Raw genomic sequence first — 26068 nt, forward strand, 5'->3', positions numbered from 1 at the left:
CGGACTCGACCCGGGGATCAACCGGCACGGCAGGCCGAAAACGGCCCTGCCGAACCCGATTCGCCGAAGAGAGGAGCCGCATGCTCATGCCGCGATCACACGGCTGCGGCGATGGCGGCCCGCACGGCGGCTTCGTCCATGTCGTGCAGGCCGATGACGACGAGGCGGGTACCACGGGCCTCGCCCGGCGCCCAGGCGCGTTCGAAATACGTGTCGACGCGGCTGCCGACGGCCTGGACGAGCAGGCGCATCGGCTTGCCGGGCACGTCCGCGAAACCCTTGAGGCGCAGCACGTCATGCGCGCTGATGACCCCCTTGAGACGCTCGATGAAGGCGGCGGGATCCGCGACGGGACCCAGTTCGACGACGAAGCTGTCGAACTCGTCGTGATCGTGCTCCTCGCCGTTCTCGTGCTCCAGCTCGTGGTGCGACTTGCGGTTGGCGATGTCGTCTTCGGTGCCGACGCCGAGGCCGAGCAGCACGGCGGCGGCGACCTCGCCGTTCTTCGCCTCGATCATCGAGGGCTTGCGGGAAATGCGGGAGGCGACCTCGTCGCGCACGGACTGAAGGCCGGCGGCGTCGATGAGGTCGGTCTTGTTGAGGACGATGAGGTCGGCGGCGGTGAGCTGGTCCTCGAAGAGCTCTTCGAGCGGGCTTTCATGGTCGAGGTTCTCGTCCGTCACGCGCAGCGCATCCACCTTGTCGTGGTCGTCGGCAAAGCGCCCGGCGGCAACGGCCGCGCTGTCCACCACGGTGATGACGCCGTCGACCGTCACCTGCGTCTTGATTTCCGGCCAGTTGAAGGCGGCGACGAGCGGCTGCGGCAGCGCAAGGCCGGAGGTCTCGATGACGATATGGTCGGGGCGGTTCTCGCGCTCGAGGAGCTTCGTCATGGTGGGAATGAAATCGTCGGCGACGGTGCAGCAGATGCAGCCGTTGGTGAGCTCGATGATGTCGTCCTCCGTGCAGGCCTCCGCGCCGCAGCCCTTGAGCACGTCGCCGTCGACGCCGAGATCGCCGAACTCGTTGATGATGAGCGCAATGCGTTTGCCCCCGGCATTCTGCAGGATGTTGCGGATCATCGTCGTCTTGCCCGCGCCGAGGAAGCCGGTGATGACGGTGGCGGGGATTTTCTGTTGCAGCATGGCTCAACCCTTCATTTTCAGCGGCAGTCCGGCCGCGACGAAATAGACTTCTGGCACGAGGGCGGCGACCTTCTGGTGCAGCCGCCCGGCATGGTCGCGGAATTCGCGCGCCATGCGGTTGTCAGGCACGATGCCGAGGCCGACCTCGTTCGACACGAAGACCAGCCGGCCCGGCGCCGCCGCGATCGCGGCGAGAAGGCCGGTAAATTCGGCGGCGATGTCGCGCTCCTCCAGCATCAGGTTCGTGACCCACAGCGTCAGGCAGTCGACCAGCACCGCGCGGTCCGCGCGCGCCACCGCGGCGATGCGATCGGCGAGCGCCAGCGGCTCCTCATGCGTCTGCCACCCGCTCCCGCGATCTTCCCGATGCCTGGCGATGCGCTGCCGCATCTCGTCATCGAAGGCGCGGCCGGTGGCGATATAATGGCGCGAAAGACCGGTTTCGGCGACCAGTCTTTCGGCAAAGGCGGATTTTCCGGAACGTGCACCGCCCAGAACCAGGACGGGTCCGGGCGATGTCGTCTTCATGTCAGTCAGCCCTGGCGATCTTCTCGTTGGCAAAGCCCAGCGACAGGCCGAGCACGATCCAGAAGAACAGCGTCGTGGCGAGGGCCGCGACGGCGAACTCCGCGCCGAGAACCGCCGGCACGTTGCTGGAGATGTCGCCCGGCTGGGGCGCACCGTAGACCTGCGGGGCGGCGACCAGCACGATGCCGGCGACCTTGGCGATGATCCCGTCCTTCAGGAAGAGCAGGTAGAGCCCCGCCGCCGAGAGGACGACGGTCGCGATCCACCAGACCTGGCGGTCGCCGAGATCGGCAGCCGGGAAGCCCGGCAGTTCCGGCGGCAGGCCGATGGCCGGCAGCATGTGCACGGCAAGCCAGCCGGCGGCACCCCACAGCGCACCGTTGGCAACGGTGATCGGATGGCCGGAAACCAGGCTGAAGCCGGCGAGCAGGAGCGCAAAGCCGGTGCCCGTCACGAGATTTGCAAGCAGCGTGCCGGAAAAGCGGCTCATGCCGAACATGATGCCGCCCTCCTCGTGGCCCTCGCCGTCATGGGCCTGGGCGACGGAAACGGGCGACAGATAGGCGGCGACGTCGAGGATGGCCGCGCCGAGCGAGGAATGCTCCTGCGTCTGGACGGCACCGTCGGCCGACGGCGTCGTGCCCTCGCCGGCAGGAGCCGGCGCCTCACCCTCGAATTCCTCGGCGTGCAGGATGAGCGGCACGACACGCGCCTCCTGGGCGGCCGTCATGAGGGCGCCGGAGAACAGCCCGGCCACCAGGGCGGCCAGGAGATAACGAACGATCATGTCGAAAACTCCTTAGTGGCAGGGAAAGCCGTAGGAGTGACGCGTGTCGTGCGCCGTGTCGTGCAGCACGGCCGAATTCGCAAGGCCGGCACCGAACACGAGGAAGGCGCCGAGCAGCAGCGCGAAAATGCCGGCGACGAGGCGGTCGTTTGCCGAAAGGGAAATAGAAGACGTGTTGGAAACAGCCATGACAACCTCCGTGCAGGCGTTGGGGAAGCCCCTCCCCGGGTCGGGCAACATGCCCTTCGCATTGGCCGGCAGGTTTCCTGGCTCGCGGCGTCCGGCGCTCGCACGCCTGCGGGTTGCCCTCGCCTTCCCGGGAAAGGCATCGCGAAAGGTGGACGATTCGTAGAAATGGAGGCGTCCAACCCCTGCTTATCGCGATGCCACCCAGTGGCTTTTCCGGCTGGTCGACAAACCGCGTCCGGGGCACCATTGCCCTTTGCCGCAGCCATCCCCTCCACCCGGATGAGCGTCCCTCGCCACTCTACAGTCGCGGGGTCGGCCGTGATTGCAGCGCCCTGGTTGGGTCCACCACGTCACATTCCCATTTACTCCCCGATCCGTTTCCGGACCCGGGAACCATCCAATAGTGCGGATGATTATGCGTCCGCCCCCGGGAAGTCAATCGACAGGCAGCGCCATCGCCTGTGCTGAAACCGCCGTCCGCCCGTCGCAATCTCAATAGCCGGGGATGATCACCACCCCGCCACGGCGGCGGTAATAGCCGTCGTCGCGATAGTACGGGCCGTCATAGTAGTCGTCGACAGGGCCCTCCAGCACGTCGTAGCCGCGCTGGTAGCGCCGCTGGCGATTCTGCCGGGTCTCGGCATATTGCGCCGCCTCGCGCAGCATCCGGTACTGCTGGCGGGTGAGATAGCCGTTGGCACGATAGCCGGACGAGCCCTGCCAGGCGGCGATCGCCGAGCGGGTGCGCGGGCCGAAGACGCCGTCGGCACCATAGGTGTTGTAGCCGAGCGCGCTCAGCCAGCGCTGCGCCTGGATGCGGACCGAGCGGTCCATATAGGCTTCGCGCGGATCGACGACCGGCTCTTCCACCTTGCGCCGGGTCTCCGTGGTTTCCGTCCCGGCCTTCGAAAGCGCGGCGAGGCGCTCGCGGGCATCCGCGACGAAGCGGCCGTTCGGATAGGCGGCGATATAGCCGCGGAAGGCCTTCTCGGACCCGTCGACCACGGCCTTCTGGAAGGTCTCTTCCTCGCGCTTGGCCGCATCCGCCTTCCCGGCGTCAGCGGCGCCGTCTGTCCTGCGCACGTCCTGCGACGTGCCGCCGGCGGCGGCACCCTCCGCCTTCCGGCGGGCGGCAGCAGCCTCCCCGGCGCGCTTTTCCGCTTCCTTCGCAAGCCTGGCGGCCTCGGCGGCCTTGGCTTCGGCATCGGCTGCGGCCCTTGCGGCCTCCGCCTTCAGGCGCTCCACCTCGGCGGCCTTCTCGTCCGCAAGCTTGCGGGCGGCGGCGGCTTCCCGCTCGATGCGCGCCTTCTCGGCGGCCGCGGCCTTTTCCGCTTCGGCGCGCTTTGCCTCGGCCTCGCGGCGGGCGGCCGCTTCCTGTTCGGCACGCGCCTTTTCCGCTGCGGCGGCCTCCTCGGCCTTCACGCGCGCGGCTTCCTCCGCCCTGGCCTTGTCGGCGGCGGCCTGTGCTTCCTTTTTCAGCCGCTCGGCCTCGGCAGCCTGCTCCTCGGCGCGTTTGCGGGCGTCGGCCTCCGTCTTCGCAGCTTCAGCCTTGAGACGGGCCGCCTCATCCGCGCGGGCCTTTTCCGCGGCGGCGGCCTCGGCCTTCGCCTTTGCGTCCGCCGCGGCCTTGTCCTCGGCGAGCTTGCGGGCGGCGGCGGCTTCCCCGGCCTTCTTCGCCTCGGCCTGCGCCTTCAGGCGCGCGGCCTCTTCTTCCGCCTTGCGGGCCTCGGCGGCCTTGCGGGCCTCCTCGTCGGCCTTCGCCTTGTCGGCTTCGGCGGCCTTCTTCGCCTCCTCGGCCTTTTGCGCATCCGCGGCCTTCGCCTTGGCGGCCCCGTCGTCGGTGGCGGCCTGGGCCTCCTTGGTGCGGGCGGCCGCCTGCAATTCGGCGACGCGCAGGCGCGCCATCGAGGCGAAGGTGCCGTTCGGATATTGCTTCAGATAGGCCTCGTACTGCGCGACGTCGTTGCCGGAGGATGCCCTCTGCCAGAAGGAGAATTCCTCTTCCCAGCGCTTGCCGGCGCTCGTGGCCTCCTTGGCGCCCTGGGCGAAGGCGACGGCCGGAGGGCCGGCCAGCGACAGCCCCACCAGGCCGGCCAGAACGGAACGTGCGAGAGATCCAGAACCCATATATGTCACCCTTTCGGATCGCGCGAAGGCATCAGCGCCCGCAGGCCGGGCAGACTTCCCCAATCCTTGCACCCGAATTCTGGCGCAACTTTGGTGCGGCAGGCCGGCGAAGGAGAAACCCAATGGCTGTACGTTTCAGGACGGCGGTTTAATCAGCGGTCCCCAGAAGGCCGTCGAGCCACCGGCGGTCGAGAACCGCCTCCAGTTCGGCCGCGACGCCGTCAAGCGCCTCGTCGACGCCCGCGCGGTAGTCGAAACCGCCCCCCTCGATGCCGAAATCGGCAAGCAGCCTTGCCCGATAGGCATCGCTCGAAAGAAGGCCGTGCAGATAGGTGCCCATCACCCGGCCATCGGGCGAAAGAGCGCCGTCCGGCCGCCCGTCTATGCTGACGGCGGGGCGCAGGGCATCCGGCCCGGCGGTGCGGCCGAGATGGATCTCGTAGCCTTCGAGCGGCACGTCGTATTGCAGGGAGCGGGCCGTACTGTTGCGCACGGTCTTTTCCGGCGCCATCTCCGTCTCGACGTCGAGAAGCCCCAGGCCCGCCACCGCGCGGGTGCTGCCTTCGATGCCGAGCGGATCGGTGACCTGCCGGCCGAGCATCTGGTATCCGCCGCAGATGCCGATGACGCGGCCCCCGCGCCGCATGTGCATGGCAAGGTCCTGCTCCCAGCCCGCAGCCCGAAAATCGCCGAGATCGGCGATGGTGGACTTCGAGCCGGGCAGGACGACGAGGCCGGCATCGGCCGGAAGCCTCTCGCCCGGCCGGATGAAGACGAGATCGACCTGCGGCTCGGCCCCCAGCGGATCGAGATCGTCGAAATTGGCGATGCGCGGCAGGACGGGCACGGCGACCTTGAGCGCGCCCCCACCTCCCCCGGCAAGCCGCTCGAGCACCACGGAATCCTCCGCCGGCAACCGCACCGCCTGCCTGAGCCACGGCACGACGCCGAAGCAGGGCCAGCCGGTGAAGCGGCCGATCTCGGCAATTCCGTCGTCGAAGAGGGTGACGTCGCCGCGGAACTTGTTGATGAGGTAGCCGGCGACCATGCGCCGGTCCTCTTCCGGCAGGATGGCATGTGTGCCGACCAGCGAGGCGATGACGCCGCCGCGGTCGATGTCGCCGACGAGCACGACGGGCACGTTCGCCCGCGTGGCAAAGCCCATATTGGCGATGTCACCCGCCCGGAGGTTGATTTCCGCCGGCGAACCGGCCCCCTCGACGACGACGAGGTCGGCGCCGGCCGAGACCGTCTCGAAGCTTTCCAGCACCGCGCCCATGAGCCTAGGCTTCAGCGCCTGGTAGTCTCTCCCCTTCGCCTGGCCGAACACCTTGCCCTGCACGACGATCTGGCTGCCGGTATCCGATTGCGGCTTCAGGAGCACGGGATTCATGTGCACGGACGAGGCAACGCGCGCGGCGAGCGCCTGCAGCCACTGGGCGCGGCCGATCTCCCCGCCGTCGGCGGAAACGGCGGCGTTGTTGGACATGTTCTGCGGCTTGAAGGGACGCACCTTCAGCCCGCGGTTCGCGGCGATGCGGCAGAGGCCTGCCACCAACACCGTTTTTCCGACATCCGAGCCGGTGCCCTGGAGCATGATCGTTCTGGTCATGCGCCCTTCCTAACATTCCGGCATATCGCCGAAAAGCCCTGATTTACCACAATCTTGCCGCAATCCAGACCGCCCGTGAGATGCAGTTTCGCCACAGTGCGCCATGCATTTCGAGCATGGCTGTCGTGATGTCCTTTTTGCGACATGTCGCGCCGTGAACGACCATGACTTTCGGTGCCGGCAGGCCTATATCCAATCCATCACCCAGCCGAGGCTCGTGGCTTCGGGTTTCAAGGACCAAAGACATGCTGTACATCTTCAGCAAGCCGAACTTCGTTCAGATCGCCTGGAACGGCGAAGCCCCCAAGAGCGAATCCCGCGTGCGCAACGTCGTCATGGACGCCCCGCTCGGCCCGCTCGGCTTCATCCGCACGCGCAGCATCGGCTGATCTTTCGGGCGCGACGTCAGGTCCGCTCGCATCCAGCGCCGCCTCTCTCCGGGAGGCGGCGTTTTTCGTCCGCCGTCCCTGAAACGGCGAAAGCCGTGCATCCCTTTCGGGAATGCACGGCTTGCCAAAATACGCATGGCGGCTTTCGACAAGAACGCATCGAAGCCCAGGCACCCCGGTACGCAATACCTTTCCGGAGCAGGCGGCGGTGTCCCCCGCCGTGACAAAGCAATAGCGGCACATCCTTACCGGACCGTTATCGGAAGCTTAATCAAAGGTGAATCGCGCTCTTTTTTGAAAGATCGCGAAAAATTTCGAAGATGTGAAAGCGGCGCATTCGCAAGCGCCTGTGCCCGCTTTCCGCAACCGTGCACGGCTCCCGCATATCCGGGGCCGCGGGCATGCGTGCGCACCGGAGGCGCACGCTCGTTTTCCCATCGCGCGCCTGTCGAATTCCGGGCATTTCGGCCGCCGCCCCGCACCCCGCCGGGTGCTTGTGCCGTCCAGCAGGTTGATTTCTCTATCGGAACCCGTAGGCTTGACCGGTGACGCACGAAGAAACGTCGCCGGCGAGAGCATCCACCGGCGAACCACAAGAACGATCGGCGTCCGTTGCAGCAGGGGATTGGCTCGCCTCACCTGGCATCACGCCTCCGTGGCTGTCGCAAAACTTTCGGGTAGCCGGGACAGCGCAGCGGCCTGCGTTTCTTCCGGGGAAGGCTGCATCACAAGACTGGGAGGTCTTAACCTTATGAAGAAGCTCCTTGCCTCCGCTCTCTTGGCCGCCGGCCTCCATGGCCTGGCCGGCTCCGCCTGGGCGGCGGATTGCGGCGAGGTCTCGATCGCCGAAATGAGCTGGGGGTCGGCCGGCGTCGCCGCGCATCTCGACAAGTTCATCCTGGAAAAGGGCTATGGTTGCACGGTGACGCTGGTGGCGGGCGACACCATGCCGACCTTCACCTCCATGAACGAGAAGGGCGCGCCGGACGTGGCGCCCGAAATGTGGGTGAACGCGGTGCGCAAGCCGCTCGACGCGGCCATCGCCGAAGGCCGCCTCATCCAGCTCGCCCCGCTGCTTTCGGAAGGCGGCGTCGAGGGCTGGTGGATCCCGAAATTCCTCGCCGATGCGCATTCCGACATCAAGACGGTGCAGGACGCGCTGAAGCACCCGGACCTCTTCCCCGCGCCGGGAAATCCGTCGAGGGGCGCGGTCCACAACTGCCCCTCCGGCTGGAACTGCCAGGTCTCGACCAACAACCTCTACCGTGCGCTCGCGGCCGACAAGCTCGGCTTCGATCTCGTCGAGACGGGCTCGGCTGCCGGCCTCGACGGCTCGATCGCCAATGCCTTCGAGACGAAGACCGGCTGGCTCGGCTACTACTGGGCGCCGACCGCCATCCTCGGCAAGTACGAGATGACCAAGCTCTCCTTCGGCGTGGAGCACGACAAGGCCGAATGGGACACCTGCACGGCCGTGCCGGATTGCCCGCATCCGAAGGTCAATTCCTATCCGACCTCCGACGTCTTCACGGTCGTGACCAGGGCCTTCTCCGAGAAGGCCGGCATCGCCATGGACTACATGAAGACGCGCCAATGGGACAACCACACGGTCGGCAAGGTTCTCGCCTGGATGGGTGAGAACCGGGGCACGAACGAGGACGCGGCGAAGTACTTCCTGGAGAACTACGAGGACATGTGGACCAAATGGGTGAGCCCCGAAGTCGCCGGAAAGGTCAAGGCCGCTCTCTGACGCGCATGGTGCCGGCGCCCCGGCTGCCGGCCTTCCGCGGCGCGGATCAATGCTTCGACGCGCGCCAGGAAACCGAAGAAGTCGCAAACAGTACAATATCGGGCAGCGCTTCGTGCAATGACGAGGGGCGAGCCGGGAACCAAAACAAGAATATACCTGAATGCGCCGTCCTGCATGCTATCGTTTCATTGCAGTGCGGGCACTTGCTTCCGGTAGAAAAAGGGGAAAAAGATGGCAGGCCTATGCGAATGTTGCCAGGCTTTCTTTGCAGACTTCCGGCCTTCGGTGACGCCGGCTTCGGCTCGCCGCCGATGATCCGTCTCGCCGATCCCGGCATCCGCCCCGTCGGCGAGGAAAAGTGCGAGGCGCCCGGCGCCTCCGCCTCGTCCGTCTGGCAGACGCCGGGCAACGCGCAGACACCGCGCGCGCTGCCGGCCATCGTGGCCGGCATCGACCAGACCATCATGATGTCGCTCGCCATGGTGGTCGTCGCCTCGATGGCCGGCGTCGGGGGGCTCGGCAACGACGTGCTCCAGTCCATCGACACCCAGTTCCTCACGGTCGGGTTCCTCACCGGGTTCGCGCTCGTGGCCATCGCCATCATTTTCGACCGCACAAGCCGGGCCTCAGGCCGGCGGCTGCAGAAGCATTCGGAGGTAATTCATGGTTAGTCATGCAATCGAGGTCCGCAATCTCTACAAGATCTTCGGACCTCGCGGCGCGGATTACGTCGATGCCGTGAAGAACGGCTTGGGCAAGGCGGAGTTGAACCAGAAGTACGGTCACGTGCTGGGGCTTCGCGACATCAACATCTCCATGCCCGCCGGCGGCATCATGGTGGTCATGGGCCTTTCCGGCTCCGGCAAGTCGACGCTGATCCGCCACATCAACCGGCTGATCGACCCGACCGCCGGCGAAGTGCTCTACGACGGCGTCGACGTGTGTCGCATGAACGAGAGCGACCTTCGGGACTTCCGCCGCCACAAGACGGCGATGGTCTTCCAGAAGTTCGCGCTGCTGCCGCACCGCACCGTTCTGGAAAACACGGTCTACGGCCTGGAGATCCAGGGCGTCGCCGCCGCCGAGCGCGAAAAGCGCGCCCAGGAGTGGATCGCCCGCGTCGGCCTCGCCGGCTTCGAGAACCATTATCCGAACCAGCTTTCGGGCGGCATGCAGCAGCGCGTGGGCCTTGCCAGGGCGCTGACCAACGATGCCGACATCCTTCTGATGGACGAGGCCTATTCGGCGCTCGACCCGCTGATCCGCGTCGACATGCAGACCGTGTTGCTCGACCTCCAGAAGGAGCTCAAGAAGACGGTCGTCTTCATCACGCACGACCTCGACGAGGCGCTGCGACTCGGCGACAAGATCGCCATCCTGCGCGACGGCATGGTCGTGCAGCAGGGCACCGGCCAGGAGATCGTGCTCAACCCGGCGGACGAATACATCACGGCCTTCGTCAAGGAAGTGAACCGCGGCCGCGTGGTCAATGTCGAGACGATCATGGCCCCGCTCTCCGGCAACCCGGAAGGCATGCCGATCACCAAGGGCACCGTGCTGGAAACCGCCGCCCGCGCCATGACCGCCGCCAACCAGACCCTCGCCCATGTGGTCGACGAGGCCGGCAAGCCGATCGGCGCCGTCAGCCTCAGCGCGATCATCGCCGCCATGGTGACGCAGACGAGCCACGAGGCGAAGGCGGCCTGAAGCCCTCTCCCGGAACCGACATGAAGGGCGCCTTTCGGGGCGCCCTTTGCCTTTATGGCCATCGCATCGTTGCAATCACATAAGGAAATCTTTATATGATGCGGCAAACAGAAGGATTTCCCCATGACCGCGACGAACCCGCTTGCCGAGCTTCTTGCCGAAAAGCCCTTCCTGCTTGCCGACGGCGCGACCGGCACCTCGCTTTTCGCCATGGGGCTAGAGGCGGGCGAAGCGCCGGAACTGTGGAACGAGGCAAAGCCCGAGAACATCACGAAGCTGCACCAGGACTTCGTCGATGCCGGCGCGGACATCATCCTCACCAACACCTTCGGCGGAACGCGCCATCGCCTGAAGCTGCACCGCGCGGATGACCGCGTGTTCGAGCTCAACCGTAAAGCCGCGGAGATCGCCCGCGCCGTCGCCGACAAGGCGCCGCGCAAGGTCATCGTCGCCGGCTCCGTCGGCCCGACCGGCGAACTGCTCATCCCGCTCGGCGCGCTCACCTATGACGACGCGGTCGCCGCTTTCGCCGAGCAGATCGAGGGCCTGAAGGCCGGCGGCGCGGATGTCGCCTGGATCGAGACGATGTCCTCGCCGGAGGAAATCCGCGCGGCGGCGGAAGCGGCCGGCAAGGCCGGCATGCCCTTCGTCTATACCGGCTCGTTCGATACGGCCGGCAAGACGATGATGGGCCTGCACCCCAAGGACATCCACGGCATTGCCGGCGACATCTGCGACGGCCCGCTCGCCGTAGGCGCGAACTGCGGCGTCGGCGCGTCCGACATCCTTTCCTCGCTGCTCGACATGACGGACGCCGATCCCTCGGCCACCGTCGTCGTCAAGGGCAATTGCGGCATTCCCGAATATCGCGGCGCGGAAATTCACTATTCCGGCACGCCGCCGCTGATGGCCGAATATGCGCGTCTTGCCCGCGATGCCGGCGCGCGCATCATCGGCGGCTGCTGCGGCACGTCCTGCGAGCACCTCGCCGCCATGCGCGTCGCGCTCGACGCCCACGAGCCGCGCGAGCGCCCGACGCTGGAAACCATCGTCGAGAAGATCGGCCCGTTGCGCAACAAGACCGCCAATGCGGGCGCTTCCGCCCCTGCCCGCGAACGCAGCCGCCGCCGGGGCTGAGACTCTACCGCCGGTCATCCCCAGCCGCCCCGGCCAGCGCCGCGGGCGGCTTTTTCATGGAGCTGGGGCTCAGCCCTCGTTCAGGAATTCCCGCCACGCCGCCAGCCCCGCATCGATGTTGCGGCGGCCGACCCCCACGCGGAAACGGTCCATCGGCACCGGCAGGAGATCCGAGACGTAGAGGCTGGAGGGCAATAGCAGCACGCCCTTCTCCTCCACCAGCCGGCGGCAATGCTCTTCCACGCCGTCCTCACCGAGATAGCGCGGGAAGGCGACGCAGCCGCCATCGGGCGCGGTCCATTCGTAAAGGCCCGGATGCTCGGCGAAGAAGGCGTCGAGCCTGGCCATGTTCTGCGCGCAGAGCGCGCGATTGCGGGCGAAGATCGTCTCGCGCGCCCTGATCGCGATGCCCGCCAGCACCTCCGACGGGCGCGCATTGCAGATCGAAAGGTAGTGTTTCATCTTCTCCATGCGGGCGAGGAGCGCATGGTCGCGGCTGGCGATCCAGCCGATGCGAAGGCCCGGCAGCCCGTAGGCCTTGGACATGACGTTGAGCGATAAGCCCCCGTCGAACAGATCCGCCGCCTGCGGCAGGCGCTTGCCCGCATCGGTCTCCAGCCCGCGATAGACCTCGTCGGAGAACAGGTGGATGCCGCGCTCGGCGCAGAGTTCGACGAGGCCGCGGAAAATGTCCTGGTCGGCGATGGCGCCGGTCGGGTTGTTGGGGAAGTTGACTGCGATCAGCTTCGTTTCCGGGCGCAGGGCGGCGCGCACCTCCTTAAGATCGAGCTGCCAGCGGTTCTCCGGCCGGAGCGCCACGCCCGTGACATTGCCGGTGATGGTGACCGGCAACGTCTCCATCGACTGGTAGTTGGGCACGGTGACGATGGCATGGTCGCCCGGGCCGAGCAGCGCCAGCATGGCGCAATAGAGCCCCTCCTCCGCCCCCGCGAAGGTGAGGATGTCGGCGCCGGACAGCGTATCGTAGGTCGAGGCGACGGTCTCGCGCAGCGACGGCGCGCCCCAGGTCTCCGTATAGCCGAGCGAGACCCGGTCCCACGCCTCGCGGTCCTCGGGACCGGCGAGCGCGAGCAGGTCCGACATGGTCATCGTCTCGGCGTCGCTCGCCGTCATGTGATGGCGGGCCTCGAACTCCCAGCGCGAGAAATGGGTTTCGAGACGGAAATCCGGCAGCGTGGTCACGAGGTTCTGTCCTTCCGGGTCTGGCGCCGGGCATCGGCGAGATAGTTGTAGATCGAGGCGCGCGAGGCGCCGATGAGGCCGGCGAGATGATCGACGGCGTTGCGGGTCTGGAACAGGCCGCGCCGGTCGAGCTCGGCGACGAGCGCCACCCGGTCGCCCTTCCTCAGCGCCGGCAGGGCAAGGCCCCGGCCGCGCAGCCACTCGTTGAGCGCCATGTTGATCGCCTCCCGCCAGTCCCCGGCGAAAAGCGACGGCGGACGCGGCGCGGCGGCGCCCGTGAAGGCGGAAAGCAGCTTCGCCGCCGCATCGAAATGCGAGACGTCCATGTTGACGCACAGGAGGCCGGCGGCCTGGCCGAAATCGTCCTTCAGCACCGCCGTCACCGACTTGAGCCGCCGGCCGTCCCCGCCGGTCTTCTCGTAGGGACCGTAGACCCCGCCCTCGCCGGCCTGCTCCAGTTCGTCCTCGACGAGCGATTCCATGCCCGGCTTGCGGCCGGAAAAGGCGTTCCAGATGCCGGCGATCAGCCCCGTTTCGAGATCGTGCAGCACGACCTCGGCATGAGGGTAAAGGAGCGTGGAGATGGCGGCGGCGGTGGCTGAATGCCGGCGAAGGAGGGTATCGGCGTTTTGGGTATCGAGCATCGCGACAAACAATCCAATCTTGGATGTTTTGTCAATATTGGATTTTCAGTCCAAATCCGTCCCGCGCGCTTGCGAGGCCTTTTCGCACGTCCTATCCAGTGGGACATGATTCATGGGGGATGACGATGAGCGCCGATCCAACAGCCTTTCCGAACCGGGAGACCGTAGCCGACAAGCTCGGTGCGCTCGGCGAGGCCGACAAGGCCTATCTCGGCCTGCTGATGGAAAACGCCCAGCAGGACGAGAACCTTCTCGAAGGTCTCGACCTCTATCTCAACCGAGCGGCGGCCGCCCGCTTCCTCAACGCGCTGAAACTCGAAAAGCTCGGCGAATGGCTCGGCAGCGCCGCGCCCGCGCGGCTGCAGATCCGGCTCATGGAAACCGCGCGCTCCAGCCGGCATGCCGCCTACGGCGCCTTTCGCACCGGCCTCACGCGCTCCGGCGGCCTCGACCGGGCCTATCCGAAAGCCTGATCCGCCGACGCGGCGAGCGGCCCGAAGGACTTGCGGATCATGTCCGCCATGCCCTCGATGGCCGGCCCGCCGCGGCGCGGATTGCGCTTCAGCACGACGCGCGAGGAATCGATGGGCGGAAAGCCGTCCGCAATGGTCAGCTCCCGCGCGCCGGGCGGGACATTGCTGCGCGACAAAGGCGCGATGGCTAGCCCGCTGGTGACGGCCGAACGGAGGCCCCCGCTGGTGTCGCAGGTATAGGCGACGCGGTACGGGATCGAGTGCCGCTCCAGCGAGCGCATGGCAAAATCCCGGCACCAGCTCGACCGCCAGTACACCGCGACCGGCACCGGCCGCTCCAGATGCCTGTCATGCGCGACGGAGGCCACCCAGACGGTGGGATCGACCGCCAGCACCTCGCCGGCAATGCCGTCGCACCAGTCGAAAATGATGGCGAGGTCGAGCTGGTCGGCTTCGAGCGCGCCAAGCTGCTGCGCCGTGTAGCCGCACAGCACCGTCACCTCGATATTGGGGTGGATTTCCGCAAAGGCGGCAAGTGCGTTGGGAAGGACCGTCTGGTTGTATTCCTCGGGAATGCCGACGCGCACCGGCCCGTCGAGCGGCGCCGTGCGCATGGCCGCCGTCGTCTCGTCGACGAGCCCGACGATGCGCCGGGCATAGGGCAGCAGGCGCTTGCCCTCCATCGTCAGGGCAACCCCGCGCGGACCGCGATCGAAGAGCACCGCGCCGACGGAATCCTCCAGCTTGCGCACCTGCATGCTGACGGCGGACTGCGTTCGCCCCAGCCGGTCGGCCGCATGGGTGACATTGCCGGCCTGCGCGACGGCAACGAAGATTCTGAGAAGATCGCTTTCGAGAGGAGGATACATTGGCGCCATCGCTTTTCCTGATGCCTGCCATCATCGCTATTCGTTTGTGAAATGTCTACGGCTTTGCTTGGCTTGGAGGCAGCAAGGGAAGGCATGGCCATGGGTATCTGGGAAGACACGCTGGAAAGATGGAAACGATGGCGGCAGGCAAGGGCGGAGCGGGAGGCGCTGCGGCTGCTCGTCGCCCGCCGGGACCGGCGGCTGCTGCGCGATGTCGGGCTGAACCTGATCGAGGCGGAAAACGAGGTCCTGCGTTGCGAGCCCCTGCCGCAGACGAGGGAGAGGCGCTGGACCGCGCCTCTCTTCCGCCTGCCGCCGCCTCCCCGCAAGCGTGACGAAGGGGATATGGCAGGCGCGTCCCCGGGCAAGGAGCGGGAAAAGCCCGCCGCATGATCCAACCGCAGGCGGCGCGTTATTGAAGTTCGACATTGCCGCTCTTCCCTTCTCCCCTCGGGGAGAAGGTGGCCCGAAGGGTCGGATGAGGGGGGCGAGGAACGGAAAGACTTTTCCTTCTTGCCTTCGGCATCCCCCTCATCCGCCTGCCGGCACCTTCTCCCCGAGGGGAGAAGGCAGATGTGGCAATGCTTTCCTTTCATGTGCGACAGCCTTGCAGCAAGATACAGCCCCGCAGCATGTTGCTTGAGGAAAGCAGCGCGGCATATCTCCTTCTTCCCGCTTGCGGGAAGAAGCCGGCCGGCAGGCCGGACGAGGGGCCGCCCGACCTACTGCGCCCGGCCTACTGCGCCTTCTCGCCGGAAAGACCGGAGGCGAGCCGCACGAGCTTCAGGAACTCCGCCCGGTAGCCGAAGGGATCGTTGCCCCTTGCGGCTTCCGCAAGGCCGAGGATTGAACCGTACGCATAGTCCTGAAGGGCCGTCACGCCCTTGAGCTTCTGCCCGAAGGCGGCGACGGCGACGGAGAAGCGGACGTCGGCCGAGGCCGCATCGACATCGGCGACCGCGTCGGCGTCCGTCACCGGCATGGTCGCCAGCTCGCTGGTGTCGCCGTCCGGCTTCTTCCAGCGCATCTTGAGGAAGGCGAGCTCGCCGCCGTCCGTTGCCGGCGTGGCGGCCGACTCGCCCTTGCCGTAGCGTAGCGGATCGTTCAGCACGGCGGGGCTGCCCTTCGGGGTCACCTCGTAGATGGCGGTGACGCGGTGGCCGGAGCCGATATCGCCGGCATCCACCTTGTCGTTGTTGAAATCCTCGCGGTTGAGCACGCGGGTCTCGTAGCCGATCAGGCGATATTCGGCGATGCGCGCCGGATTGAACTCGATCTGGAACTTGACGTCCTTGGCGATGGGGAAGAGCGAGGACCCCGCCTCCTCCACCAGCGCCTTCTGCGCCTCGGCGAGGGTGTCGATATAGGCGGCCGTGCCGTTGCCGTTCTGCGCCAGCGTCTGCATCATGCCGTCATTGTAGTTGCCGCGGCCGAAGCCCAGCACGGAGAGGAAGATGCCGCTCCTGCGGTGCGCCTCGATGATGCGCTTCAGGTCCTCGTCGCTCGCCGGCCCCACGTTGAAGTCGCCGTCCGTCGCCAGCATGACGCGGTTGACGCCGTCCTTCCTGAACGCCTTCTCCGCCAGCCTGTAGGCCGTCTCGATACCCTCGGCCCCGGCCGTCGAGCCGCCCGGCCGGAGCGTATCGATGGCATCGAGGATCGTCTGCCGCTCCTTCACCGCCGTCGGCTCCAGCACCACGCCGGCATCGCCCGCATAGGTGACGACCGAGACCGTGTCGGTATCCTTCAGCTTGCCGACCAGCAGGCGGAACGCGCTCTTCAGGAGCGGCAGCTTGTCCGGCTCGTCCATCGAGCCGGAGACGTCGATGAGGAAGACGAGGTTGGCCGAAGGCTGCTCCGCCGGCGCGGTGTCGAACCCCTTGATGCCGATATGCAGGAGCTCGGTGCCCTTGTTCCACGGCGTCGGCATGACGGTGACGGTGGCGTTGAACGGCTTTTCCGCCGTCTCCGGCCCCTTCCAGTCATAGGGGAAGTAGTTCACCATCTCCTCGACGCGCACCGCCTCGGGATCGGGCAGGCTGCCGCCGAGCAGCGACCGGCGGACATAGGAATAGGAGGCGGTGTCGACATCCGCCGAGAAGGTCGAGACCGGATCGCTCGCGACGCTCTTCACCGGATTGGGATCGGCCGAGGCGAAACGCTCGCGATCCTCGACCGGCGCTGGCATGGCGATGACCGAAGGCGGCACGGCCATCCGGCTCAATGCCTGCCCGTTGGCCGCTCCCCCGACGGCAAGCGATTGCGGCATGGCGGCGATCGCCTCCTCGTCCTGGCTTTCGGCAAGCGGCGCGGGCTCGGCCGCAAGCGTGCCGGCGCTCTCGGCCGTATCGGCGGCGGCCTTCGTGCTCGCATCCGTCTTCGCGGCAAGCTGGGCCTCGGCCTTCGCCTTTTCCGCCACCGGCTTGCGGGCACGCTGGTCCGCATCGGCCGGCCCGGCGGCGATCCCGGTTTCGCTTTTCAGCGGCACCGTGCCGTTTCGCACCAGTTCATAGGTGACGAGGCCGGCGACAGGCACGACGAGCAGCGTGGCAAGCGCCGAGCCGGCGAGAAATCTGCGGTTCATGATGGGGCTCCATATCCGGTTGAAGATGGAGCTTGGACGCCCGCCTCCCGTAAAACCTTGGGGGGCCTGCGTATTTTTTTCCGCATCGTCGAAAGCCTGCATGGCGGCGGCGAGCGCCGCGGCGCGGGCCGATGCATCGGCTGACGGCGGCTGGCGGCGGGAAAGCTTGTCGAGGTCGAGATCGGTCATCATCTGTCCTTCCGTCACGCGGCCGCATCGCGCAGCAGCACCTTCAGGCGCTTGCGGGCCTCGTGCACATGCCAGGAAATCGTCGTTTCAGCGCAGCCGAGCACCTCGGCCGCCGCCGCATGGGTCAGGCCCTCGCCGTAGATCAGCAGCACCGCATCGCGCTGCTTATCGGGAAGCCGGCGCACCGCCTGCCACAGTTCCTCGCCGCCATCGTCGGCGGAATGGTCTTCCAGCACCGCCTTTTCGCGAAGATAGGCGGCATCGCGCCACTCGGCCCGCCGCCGCTTGCGCATCTGGTCGCGCGCGGCATTCAACGTCACCGCATAGAGCCAGGTGCCGAAGCGGCTCGCGCCCTTGAAGCCGCGGATGGCGCTGGCGAGGCGTATGCACACCTCCTGCGCCACATCCTCGGCATCCTGCCGGTCGCCGCACCATCGCCAGGCGACGGCATGGATGAAATCATAGCGGCCTTCGATCAGCGCGGTGAATGCCTGCCGATCCCCGAGGGCCGCCTTTTCGACGAGTTCTGTTTCCACGGGTCCATCCCGATTGCGTGCACTATTCCTTCAGACGCGCGCCGAACGGCAATCCTTGGGTGGCGAGTCGATATTTTTCTCACCAGGGCAGATTTTTCACAACCGCGATGATGGTGCCCATGGTCGCGCGGCGGTCGTGCCGCCGCATTTCCGGGGAATAAAGGCTGGAAATGCTGCCGTCGAGGAAAAGCGCGTTCCGGCATTGCAACCGGTCCCGGAAGAGCGTCGCGAAGTCGTGGAAACGCACCCGGTCCTTCGAGATGGCGAAGGCGACGCGCCCGTCCGGCAGGATGCCGACGCCGTTGCGGATCTGCAGGCTCGTGGCATCCGGCAGGAAACGCGGGTGGATCTGTCCGTCGATCACCAGCATCGGCCCGGATTGCGTCGCCTCCCGCGGCGAAAGGCCGGCCTTCGCATAGGCCTCCGTCTCCATCACGCCCGCCGTGCCATCGCCGACGAAGAACACGCCGTTCGGCTTCATGAAGAAATTGCCGAAGGCGTCGTCGCGGTTAAGCGCCCCGGTCTGCCTGCCCTGCTCCACGAGCAGGCCCACCGGGCCGTAGTCCGGATGATACATGCCGCCGTTCATGGCAAAGCTCATGTGCTGCCCGTTGCGCAGCAGGTGCGTGTTGAGCCCGTCATAGGTCGCCCCGCCCATGCCGAGCGTTTGCGCGCCGTAGAGCTTTATCGTGTCCTTCGCGGGATCGAAGGTGCAGACGGTGTAGCGGGCGGAAAGATGCTCGATCTCGGCGCATTTCGGCGGTTCGGCCATGGCGACACTCCGCAGGGCAAGGCTAAGGAACAGAAAGAACAGAAACGTGCGCATGGCCCTTTGGCTCCGCCGGCAATGCGGCGAATTTAGCGGCGATTCTGCCGGAAAGGTCAAAGCAACCGGGCTTAAAGCGAGAGGGCCGCCATATGGAAGCGGAGCTGGGCATCGTCGTAGCGATAGTCCGCGCCGATGGGACAGGCCGCGCGGGAAAGGCAGCCGGAGGCCATGCAGCCGCCCTGCCCCTGCCGCGTGCGCAGATGCGCCCGGCAGGCCGGCACGTCGAAGGTGCCGGGGCGGACGGCGCCGGCGGGACAGGCGGTGAGGCAGGGCTTGTCCGGACAGTGGTCGCAGGGATGCGCCTCTGCCATCAACGGCTCCCCGTCGACCGGCCGGCAAAAGCCGAGCGCACCGCGGTAGCCGTGCCAGAGGCCGTAGACGGGATGGATGAGGATGCCGAGCGGGGAGGCTTTCAGGCCTTCCGCGCGCATGGCCCATTGCTGGAAGGGCTGCCATGGCGGATCGGAGGGAAACCAGGCGGTCGCGCCCACAGAGACGGCGGCCGCGCCGATGATCGCCTTCGAACAGGCGTCGAGCGGATCGGGGCCGCCGCTGTCCGCCTGCCCTTCCCGCCAGCGGCAAAAGGCCGGCCAGATGGAGCTGCCGATATTGCCGACGAGAAGGACGCTCGCGGCGGGGCGTCCGTCCGGAAGGGCGGGCGCCGCCTCGCCGTCCGCGAAATTCACGAAGCCACGCAAAAAAAGACCGTGCGGCTCGAGAGCCGCACGAAGGTTCGTCATGTCGGGGCGCGACGCCCTCACCGGGTCACGTCCCCTTTGAGTTCGTAATGCGGGCGCCAGACCTCCTTCTGGATCATGTCTGCCACCCGGAACGCTCCGCCTTGCTCCCTGGCGCGATCGGGACCCTTTCAGGTGAAGGCGTCGGGCATCGATTCCTTGCGCTTGGCGATGAAGTCGAGGAGCGCATCGTCGATCGCCGGATCGAGATGGGGCGCCTCGTAGCTCTCCAGCCAGGTGCGGCAGAGCGCATTGGCACGCTCCTCGATGCGCTTCTGGCCTTCGATCTCCCACTGCTCGAAGGAATTGTTGTCGGCGAGCGGCGAGCGGTAGAAGGCGCTCTGGAAGTTGGCCTGCGTATGGGCGCAGCCGAGATAGTGGCTGCCGGGGCCGACTTCGCGGATGGCGTCGAGGGCCTGGGCGTTTTCCGAAAGATCGACGCCTTCGGCCAACTTCTGCATCATGCCGAGCTGGTCCTGGTCGATCATGAACTTCTCGTAGGACGAGACGAGGCCGCCTTCCAGCCAGCCCGCCGCGTGCAGGACGAAGTTCGTGCCGGCCAGCAGCGTCATGTTCAGCGTGTTGGCCGATTCGTGCGCCGCCTGGGCGTCCGGAACCTTGGAGCCGCAGAGCGAGCCGCCCGTGCGGAACGGCAGGCGGAGACGGCGGGCGAGTTGCGCGGCGCCGTAGGAGACCAGCGACGGCTCGGGGGAGCCGAAGGTCGGCGCGCCCGACTGCATGGAGATCGAGGCGGCGAAGGTGCCGAACAGCACCGGCGCACCCTTGCGGATGAGCTGGGTGAAGGAGGCGCCGGCCAGCACCTCGGCGAGGATCTGCGTCAGCGTGCCGGCGACCGTGACCGGGCTCATGGCGCCCGACAGGATGAACGGCGAGACGACGCAGGCCTGGTTATGACGGGCATAGACCTTCAGCGCGCCCACCATGGTCTCGTCGAAGACCATCGGCGAGTTGGCGTTGATGAGGTTGAGCGTGACCGTGTTCTTCTCGACGAAGTCCTCACCGAAGACGAGCTTGGCCATGGCGATCGTGTCTTCCGCGCGCTCCGGCGCCGTGACCGAGCCCATGAACGGCTTGTCGGAATATTTGATATGGCTGTAGACCATGTCCAGGTGACGCTTGTTCACCGGAACGTCCACCGGCTCGCAGACCGTGCCGCCCGAGGAATGGATCGACGGGGCCATGTAGGCGAGCTTCACGAAGTTGCGGAAGTCCTCGATGGTCGCATAGCGGCGGTTGCCTTCGAGGTCGCGCACGAAGGGCGGGCCGTAGACCGGTGCGAAGACGGTGGCCTTGCCGCCGATATGGCAATTGCGCTCGGCGTTGCGGGCATGCCAGGTGAAGTCGGACGGCGCGGTCTTCAGGAGCTCGCGGCACAGGCCCTTCGGGAAGTGCACGCGCTCGCCGCGCACGTCGGCCCCGGCTTCCTTCCAGAGCGCCAGCGCTTCCGCATCCTCGCGGAACTCGATGCCGATCTCCTCCAGCACGCGGTCGGCATTCGCCTCGATCAGCGACAGGCCTTCCTCGTCGAGAACCTCGTATTCCCTGATCTTGCGGGTGATGTAAGGCAGCGACGGACCCGGACCGCCCCCGGTACGCGATGCGCGCCGTGCGGCCGCGCCTCTCCCCTCGCGCGAGCGGCGCCCGCCGCCCTCGCCTGCCACCTGCTGAATATCCTCGCTCATGATCCGTCTTCCTTGTTATTCCGGCGCCGGAAGGCACCACTCGTCCTATGCTAGCAAGCCATCGGGGCGGGGCGGTTCTCAAAGCGCCAAGCGGTGGCGCACGCTGGATACCGGCTCGGTCGCGACATTAGCGGAATTGCGACGCGCCCCATAGCGCCATTGTCTTGTTTACGCTGTCAATTCACCGTCTTGCAGGCTATCCTGGCAACAAGCGTTCGGCGGGTCGCTTTTCGCTGTATGCGACGTCGCTTTCAAAATCGGGTTCGCGGAAGAGGAAGGATATTCCTTGTACGACGAGCCTGCCGCCCGGCACGCGCCAATGGAGACGAGGAACCAACATGTCTGACGACGAAATCATTCTCGCCGATCTCTCCGACGAAGAGCTTGTGCAGCAGATGCACGACGACCTCTACGACGGCCTCAAGGAGGAAATCGAAGAGGGCACGAACATCCTGCTCGAACGCGGCTGGGCGCCCTACGACATTCTCACCCAGGCCCTCGTCGAAGGCATGCGCATCGTCGGCGTCGACTTCCGCGACGGCATCCTCTTCGTTCCGGAAGTGCTGCTTTCGGCCAACGCCATGAAGGCCGGCATGCATATCCTGCGTCCGCTGCTCGCCGCCACCGGCGCGCCGAAGCAGGGCAAGATGGTCATCGGCACCGTCAAGGGCGACATCCACGACATCGGCAAGAACCTCGTCGGCATGATGATGGAAGGCGCGGGCTTCGACGTCATCGACCTCGGCATCAACAACCCGGTCGAGAACTACCTGGAAGCCATCGAGCGCGAGCAGCCGGACATCCTCGGCATGTCCGCCCTCCTGACCACCACCATGCCCTACATGAAGGTCGTCATCGACACGATGAAGGAAAAGGGCTTGCGCGACGACTACGTCGTGCTCGTCGGCGGCGCGCCGCTGAACGAGGAATTCGGCAAGGCCGTCGGCGCCGACGCCTACTGCCGCGACGCGGCCGTCGCCGTGGAGACGGCCAAGGAATTCATGAAGCGCAAGCACAACATGCTTGCGGGCTGAGCAATGATTTCCGGACGGCGCCGGGCTTGAATCGGCGCCGTCCGACTACGATCTTCAGTTTGCGGCTCTTTCGACGCTTCGTCCGGCGTCCTGCGTCGCATCCACGGCATTGGCCGTATCCCGACCCATGCCGCGAATGGTGTTGCCGCAGGCGCTGAGCGCAAGAAGCGCCGCGAGAACGATGCTGATCCTGGTCAGGTGTGTGCCAGTCATGGTCGGAGTCCCTCTTCATGGATGTGGTTGACGCAGACATTCGGCTCGAAAGCCCGAGCGATGAACGCGCGAAAGCGGAAAAGGTTCGCGTGATCGCCTGCGGCGCGATCGCCCGTGAAGTGCTGGCGATCCGCGACACCAACGGCCTCGGCCATATCGACCTGCAATGTCTCCCCGCCATCTGGCACGCCCATCCCGAGAAGATCGCGCCCGGGGTGGAAAAGGCGATCGAGGAGGCCCGCGCCGAAGGCTTTTCGCGCATCTTCGTCGGCTATGCCGATTGCGGCACCGGCGGTCTGCTCGACAAGGTCTGCGAACGCCACGGCGTCGAGCGCATCGCCGGCCCGCACTGTTATTCGTTCTTCGCCGGCAACGAGGCCTTCGCCGCGAAAGACGACGACGTGACCTCCTTCTTCCTCACCGATTTCCTCGCCCGCCAGTTCCGCGCCTTCGTCATCGAGCCGCTCGGCCTCGACCGCCATCCGCAACTGAAGGACATGTATTTCGGCAACTATACCAAGCTCGTCTATCTCTCGCAGATCGAGGACGAAGCCCTGCAGCGCAAGGCGAAGGAAGCCGCCGACTATCTCGGCCTCGTCTACGAGTACCGCTATACCGGCTACGGCGACCTGACGGGCGAACTGCTGCGCGCCCGCTAACCGATCCTTAGCCCTTCCGGCAAATCCCCGATCCCGGTTACCGCTTCCTAAGCCCTTCCCCGCGATGATGCGCGCCATATCCCGGCGAGGCATGAAGATGACAGAACGCGAAACGCGGATGGAAACGGTGGCGATGCTGATCCAGCCCGGCCCCAACCCCGAAATCGTCGCCAACGCCGTCAAGGCCGCCTTCCCCAACCTCGTCGTCATCGAGGAACAACCCGAATCGAAAGGGCTCTTCATCCGGCGGCGGGCGAGAAAGCTCGGATGGGTGCAGGCGCTCGGGCAGCTCGCGACCATGCTGGTCTCCAGATACGGCAAGCGCTTCACCGCTGCGCGCGCTGCCGAAATCCTTGAGGAATTCGGCGCAAATGCCGGAATCGACTCGTCAATCCGCCGCCTTGCCGTTCCCTCCGCCAACAGCCCGGACCTCCTGAACGCACTCCAAGACATGCGGCCGGCCGCGCTGCTGCTCATCAGCACCCGCATGCTGAAGGCTGAGACGCTGGCGGCCATTACCTGCCCGGTCCTCAACCTCCATGCCGGGATCAGCCCGCAATACCGCGGCCTGCAGGGCGGCTACTGGTCGCGCGTCCTGTCGGACGAGGAGAATTTCGGCGCGACGGTGCACCTCGTCGACGCGGGCGTCGATACCGGCGGCGTGCTCTACCAGCACAGGATGAAACCTTCCAAACGCGACACGATGCACACCTATCCCCTGCTCCAGACGGCATCCTCCACCGGCATCGTCGTCGCGGCCCTGCGCGATGCGGTGGCGGGGAAGCTCAAGCCGTTGAAAATAGCGGCGCCATCGCGACAATGGTATCATCCGCCGATCTGGACCTGGCTCTGGAACGGCGTAACCCGCGGCATCTGGTAAATCCTCAAGCCCGGACGAATCCCGCGTCGTTTTTGAGCATGGGGCAGTCGTGGCGAGTGAAGCCCCGGACGCGGCCAAGCAGCATTGTCAGCGCGAGGAGAATTTTTCCATGGCAGACCGCATCATCGTCTACTGGCGCGACATCCCCGCCCAGGTCATCATCAAGAAGGGCCGCGCGAGCGCCAAGCGCGAACTGTCGCTGCGCTTCACCGAGGCGATCGACATGTGCGCCATGCGCACCGGCGCCGCGGAGACGGACGACTACCTCGCCGAATGGCGCAAGGCCGATCCGGTGCCGGTCTCCGACGACCTGGAGGCGGAAGCCGATGCGGCCGCCGCGGAACTCGAAGCCGCCTACGACCGCGAGCGGCTCGTCGCCCTCGTGAAGGCCGGAGGCCGCGACAATGGCTGACGCCGTCCAGAAACCCGGCAATGCCACACCGGCCAAGAAGGCCGCCACCGGCGCCTTCACGCCATCCGGCGTCTCGCCGAGCCGCCGCGCCCGCCGCAAATACACGATCCGCCTGTGGGCCGTGCGCAATTCCCGCTTCTTCGAGTGGTTCTACAACCGTTTCGCGGAAGGCTTCCTGCTGCTGCACCCCGTCTGGAAGCTCTTCGGCTACCAGCGTGTCGAGCGGCCGGTCACCTTCGTCGAGCGCCATGTGAAGGGGTTCCTCTTCGACTGTCGCATGTGCGGCCAGTGCGCGCTGTCCTCGACCGGCATGTCCTGCCCGATGAACTGTCCCAAGCAGCTTCGCAACGGCCCCTGCGGCGGCGTGCGGGCCAACGGCAATTGCGAGGTCGAGCCGGACATGCCCTGCGTCTGGGTCCAGGCGTGGAAAGGGTCGCAGAACATGGTGAAGGGAAACGCCATCATGAACGTGCAGAAGCCGGTGAACCAGTCGCTGCGCGAAACCTCCTCCTGGCTGCGCGTGACGGCAGAGGCCGCCGCGGCACGGGAAGCGGCTGCCGCCGCCGGAAAGGACGCCTGACCATGGCGCATATCGACGAAAACCCGCTCGGCGCACACCTCCCGCTCGACCCGCTGCCCGGGCACGCCTCGCTCGGCCGCCTCGAGCGCGTCCTCAGGCGCGGCGAGTTCGCCGTGACGACGGAACTCAACCCGCCGGACAGCGCCAACCCGGAAGACGTCTACGAGCGCGCCGCGATCTTCGACGGCTGGGTGGACGGCATCAACGCGGTCGATGCCTCCGGCGCCAACTGCCACATGTCCTCCGTCGGCATCTGCGCGCTCCTGACCCGCATGGGCTATGCGCCGATCATGCAGATCGCCTGCCGCGACAAGAACCGCATCGCCATCCAGGGCGACGTGCTGGGCGCCGCCGCCATGGGCGTGTGCAACATCATGTGCCTGACCGGCGACGGCGTGCAGGCCGGCGACCAGCCGGGCGCAAAGCCGGTCTTCGATCTCGACTGCATGTCGCTGCTCGAGACCGTCCGCGTCATGCGCGACAATTCGAAGTTCCTGTCCGGCCGCAAGCTGACGACGCCGCCGAAGGTCTTCCTCGGCGCGGCGATCAACCCCTTCGCCCCGCCCTACGACTTCCGCCCCTTCCGCCTCGCCAAGAAGATCGAGGCCGGCGCGCAGTTCGTGCAGAGCCAGTATTGCTTCGACGTGCCGATGTTCCGCGAATACATGAAGAAGGTGCGCGACCTCGGCCTGCACGAGAAGTGCTACATCCTCGTCGGCGTCGGCCCGATGGCGTCGGCCAAGACGGCCAAGTGGATCCGCTCGAACGTGCCGGGCATCCACATTCCGGACGCCATCATCAAGCGCCTGGAAGGCGCCGAGGACCAGAAGAAGGAAGGCAAGCAGCTCTGCATCGACATCATCAACGAGGTGAAGGAGATCGAGGGCGTGTCCGGCATCCACGTCATGGCCTACCGCCAGGAAGAATATGTCGCGGAAATGGTGCATGATTCCGGCGTGCTGAAGGGACGCAGGCCCTGGAAGCGCGAGCCGAACCCGGTGGACCAACTCGTCGCCGAACGCATCGAGATGGCCCGCAGCGGCCAGGAACAGGACCAGCAGCAGATGGCCGAGAGGGCCGCCCAGCACCCCCATTGACCGCTGGCCGGCGCTGCGCCGGCCGACCGCTTTCTAAACGGAAAATCGCGCGCTG

General features: G+C 66.5%; 27 protein-coding genes, 1 pseudogene and 1 riboswitch. Of the genes and pseudogenes, 13 read left to right on the forward strand and 15 right to left on the reverse strand.

Going from position 1 to position 26068, the window contains the following annotated elements:
• Positions 1-95: 95 nt before the first annotated feature.
• From cobW to L0976_RS01740, 6 genes are all read right to left on the reverse strand, one after another.
• Complete coding sequence (gene cobW / locus L0976_RS01715; protein ID WP_234185743.1) at positions 96-1145, reverse strand: cobalamin biosynthesis protein CobW; 1050 nt, start codon at positions 1143-1145, stop codon at positions 96-98.
• 3 nt (positions 1146-1148) lie between these two features.
• A complete protein-coding gene (gene cobU / locus L0976_RS01720; protein ID WP_234185745.1) occupies positions 1149-1673 on the reverse strand; it encodes a bifunctional adenosylcobinamide kinase/adenosylcobinamide-phosphate guanylyltransferase in 525 nt (174 codons plus the stop codon).
• Between the two features lies 1 nt (position 1674).
• Entirely contained in the window at positions 1675-2460 is a 786-nt protein-coding gene (locus tag L0976_RS01725; protein WP_234185746.1) for a CbtA family protein, read from the reverse strand.
• Positions 2461-2472: 12 nt separating this feature from the next.
• On the reverse strand, positions 2473-2649 hold the full coding sequence (locus tag L0976_RS01730) for a CbtB-domain containing protein (protein WP_203319181.1): 177 nt from the start codon (positions 2647-2649) through the stop codon (positions 2473-2475).
• A gap of 49 nt (positions 2650-2698) precedes the next feature.
• A riboswitch (cobalamin riboswitch) is annotated at positions 2699-3062 on the reverse strand.
• A gap of 79 nt (positions 3063-3141) precedes the next feature.
• Positions 3142-4776: a peptidoglycan-binding protein gene (locus L0976_RS01735; protein WP_234185747.1), complete on the reverse strand. Its 1635-nt coding sequence runs from the start codon at positions 4774-4776 to the stop codon at positions 3142-3144.
• Between the two features lie 148 nt (positions 4777-4924).
• Complete coding sequence (locus L0976_RS01740; protein WP_234185749.1) at positions 4925-6388, reverse strand: cobyric acid synthase; 1464 nt, start codon at positions 6386-6388, stop codon at positions 4925-4927.
• A gap of 245 nt (positions 6389-6633) precedes the next feature.
• On the opposite strand from L0976_RS01740, the gene L0976_RS01745 reads away from it, so the two are divergent.
• The 5 genes and pseudogenes from L0976_RS01745 to bmt all read left to right on the forward strand — a co-directional run bounded on the left by L0976_RS01745 (position 6634) and on the right by bmt (position 11371).
• Positions 6634-6777: a hypothetical protein gene (locus tag L0976_RS01745; protein WP_203319184.1), complete on the forward strand. Its 144-nt coding sequence runs from the start codon at positions 6634-6636 to the stop codon at positions 6775-6777.
• Between the two features lie 751 nt (positions 6778-7528).
• The gene (locus L0976_RS01750; RefSeq protein WP_234185751.1) at positions 7529-8527 is read left to right on the forward strand and encodes an ABC transporter substrate-binding protein; all 999 of its coding nucleotides are present in this window, start codon (positions 7529-7531) and stop codon (positions 8525-8527) included.
• A gap of 242 nt (positions 8528-8769) precedes the next feature.
• Positions 8770-9198, forward strand: a pseudogene (locus L0976_RS01755) (proline/glycine betaine ABC transporter permease); the annotation flags it as partial.
• The gene (locus tag L0976_RS01760; RefSeq protein ID WP_203319186.1) at positions 9191-10234 is read left to right on the forward strand and encodes a glycine betaine/L-proline ABC transporter ATP-binding protein; all 1044 of its coding nucleotides are present in this window, start codon (positions 9191-9193) and stop codon (positions 10232-10234) included. The pseudogene L0976_RS01755 and the gene L0976_RS01760, both read left to right, overlap by 8 nt.
• Before the next feature lie 123 nt (positions 10235-10357).
• Positions 10358-11371 carry a betaine--homocysteine S-methyltransferase gene (bmt, locus tag L0976_RS01765; protein ID WP_234185752.1) on the forward strand — a complete coding sequence of 338 codons (1014 nt, stop codon included), beginning with the start codon at positions 10358-10360 and terminating at the stop codon, positions 11369-11371.
• A 69-nt stretch (positions 11372-11440) separates the two neighbouring features.
• Here bmt and L0976_RS01770 read toward each other — a convergent pair whose 3' ends face one another.
• On the reverse strand, positions 11441-12574 hold the full coding sequence (locus L0976_RS01770) for a pyridoxal phosphate-dependent aminotransferase (RefSeq protein WP_234185753.1): 1134 nt from the start codon (positions 12572-12574) through the stop codon (positions 11441-11443).
• The gene (locus L0976_RS01775; RefSeq protein WP_203319189.1) at positions 12571-13218 is read right to left on the reverse strand and encodes a transcriptional regulator; all 648 of its coding nucleotides are present in this window, start codon (positions 13216-13218) and stop codon (positions 12571-12573) included. Before L0976_RS01775 ends, L0976_RS01770 begins: the two co-directional genes overlap by 4 nt.
• Positions 13219-13343: 125 nt before the next feature.
• Here L0976_RS01775 and L0976_RS01780 point away from each other — a divergent pair, with 125 nt between their 5' ends.
• A complete protein-coding gene (locus tag L0976_RS01780) occupies positions 13344-13691 on the forward strand; it encodes a hypothetical protein (RefSeq protein ID WP_234185755.1) in 348 nt (115 codons plus the stop codon).
• On the opposite strand, the gene L0976_RS01785 is transcribed toward L0976_RS01780, so the two are convergent.
• Positions 13676-14560 carry a LysR family transcriptional regulator gene (locus tag L0976_RS01785; RefSeq protein WP_203319191.1) on the reverse strand — a complete coding sequence of 295 codons (885 nt, stop codon included), beginning with the start codon at positions 14558-14560 and terminating at the stop codon, positions 13676-13678. The genes L0976_RS01780 and L0976_RS01785 overlap by 16 nt on opposite strands.
• A 99-nt stretch (positions 14561-14659) precedes the next feature.
• On the opposite strand from L0976_RS01785, the gene L0976_RS01790 reads away from it, so the two are divergent.
• On the forward strand, positions 14660-14953 hold the full coding sequence (locus L0976_RS01790; protein ID WP_234185757.1) for a hypothetical protein: 294 nt from the start codon (positions 14660-14662) through the stop codon (positions 14951-14953).
• 343 nt (positions 14954-15296) lie between these two features.
• Here L0976_RS01790 and L0976_RS01795 read toward each other — a convergent pair whose 3' ends face one another.
• The 5 genes from L0976_RS01795 to L0976_RS01815 all read right to left on the reverse strand — a co-directional run bounded on the left by L0976_RS01795 (position 15297) and on the right by L0976_RS01815 (position 21138).
• Positions 15297-17336, reverse strand: a complete 2040-nt coding sequence (locus L0976_RS01795; RefSeq protein WP_234185759.1) for a VWA domain-containing protein — start codon at positions 17334-17336, stop codon at positions 15297-15299.
• Positions 17337-17347: 11 nt separating this feature from the next.
• Positions 17348-17869: an RNA polymerase sigma factor gene (locus L0976_RS01800; RefSeq protein WP_234185760.1), complete on the reverse strand. Its 522-nt coding sequence runs from the start codon at positions 17867-17869 to the stop codon at positions 17348-17350.
• 79 nt (positions 17870-17948) lie between these two features.
• Positions 17949-18641, reverse strand: coding sequence for a phosphodiester glycosidase family protein (locus tag L0976_RS01805; protein ID WP_234185762.1), 693 nt, complete (start codon positions 18639-18641; stop codon positions 17949-17951).
• A 125-nt stretch (positions 18642-18766) separates the two neighbouring features.
• Complete coding sequence (locus tag L0976_RS01810) at positions 18767-19438, reverse strand: ferredoxin (protein WP_234185763.1); 672 nt, start codon at positions 19436-19438, stop codon at positions 18767-18769.
• A gap of 128 nt (positions 19439-19566) precedes the next feature.
• On the reverse strand, positions 19567-21138 hold the full coding sequence (locus L0976_RS01815; protein ID WP_234185764.1) for a trimethylamine methyltransferase family protein: 1572 nt from the start codon (positions 21136-21138) through the stop codon (positions 19567-19569).
• A 338-nt stretch (positions 21139-21476) separates the two neighbouring features.
• Between L0976_RS01815 and L0976_RS01820 the strand changes: the two genes are divergently transcribed.
• Positions 21477-22172 (forward strand): B12-binding domain-containing protein, encoded by a 696-nt coding sequence (locus L0976_RS01820; protein ID WP_203319198.1) that lies wholly within the window; start codon positions 21477-21479, stop codon positions 22170-22172.
• 54 nt (positions 22173-22226) lie between these two features.
• Here L0976_RS01820 and L0976_RS01825 read toward each other — a convergent pair whose 3' ends face one another.
• Positions 22227-22385, reverse strand: a complete 159-nt coding sequence (locus L0976_RS01825; RefSeq protein WP_203319199.1) for an entericidin — start codon at positions 22383-22385, stop codon at positions 22227-22229.
• A 17-nt stretch (positions 22386-22402) separates the two neighbouring features.
• Between L0976_RS01825 and L0976_RS01830 the strand changes: the two genes are divergently transcribed.
• The 5 genes from L0976_RS01830 (at position 22403) to L0976_RS01850 (ending at position 26013) form a co-directional block, all read left to right on the forward strand.
• Positions 22403-23044: a DUF1638 domain-containing protein gene (locus L0976_RS01830; protein WP_234185766.1), complete on the forward strand. Its 642-nt coding sequence runs from the start codon at positions 22403-22405 to the stop codon at positions 23042-23044.
• A gap of 97 nt (positions 23045-23141) precedes the next feature.
• Positions 23142-23924: a formyl transferase gene (locus tag L0976_RS01835; RefSeq protein ID WP_370643550.1), complete on the forward strand. Its 783-nt coding sequence runs from the start codon at positions 23142-23144 to the stop codon at positions 23922-23924.
• Between the two features lie 109 nt (positions 23925-24033).
• Positions 24034-24336, forward strand: coding sequence for a virulence factor (locus L0976_RS01840; RefSeq protein ID WP_203319202.1), 303 nt, complete (start codon positions 24034-24036; stop codon positions 24334-24336).
• Entirely contained in the window at positions 24329-24916 is a 588-nt protein-coding gene (locus L0976_RS01845) for a methylenetetrahydrofolate reductase C-terminal domain-containing protein (protein ID WP_234185768.1), read from the forward strand. Before L0976_RS01840 ends, L0976_RS01845 begins: the two co-directional genes overlap by 8 nt.
• Positions 24917-24918: 2 nt before the next feature.
• Positions 24919-26013: a methylenetetrahydrofolate reductase gene (locus tag L0976_RS01850; protein ID WP_234185769.1), complete on the forward strand. Its 1095-nt coding sequence runs from the start codon at positions 24919-24921 to the stop codon at positions 26011-26013.
• Positions 26014-26068 lie beyond the last annotated feature (55 nt).

The sequence above is a fragment of the Shinella sp. NM-101 genome (genome assembly GCF_021401195.1).
Classification (GTDB): Bacteria; Pseudomonadota; Alphaproteobacteria; order Rhizobiales; family Rhizobiaceae; genus Shinella.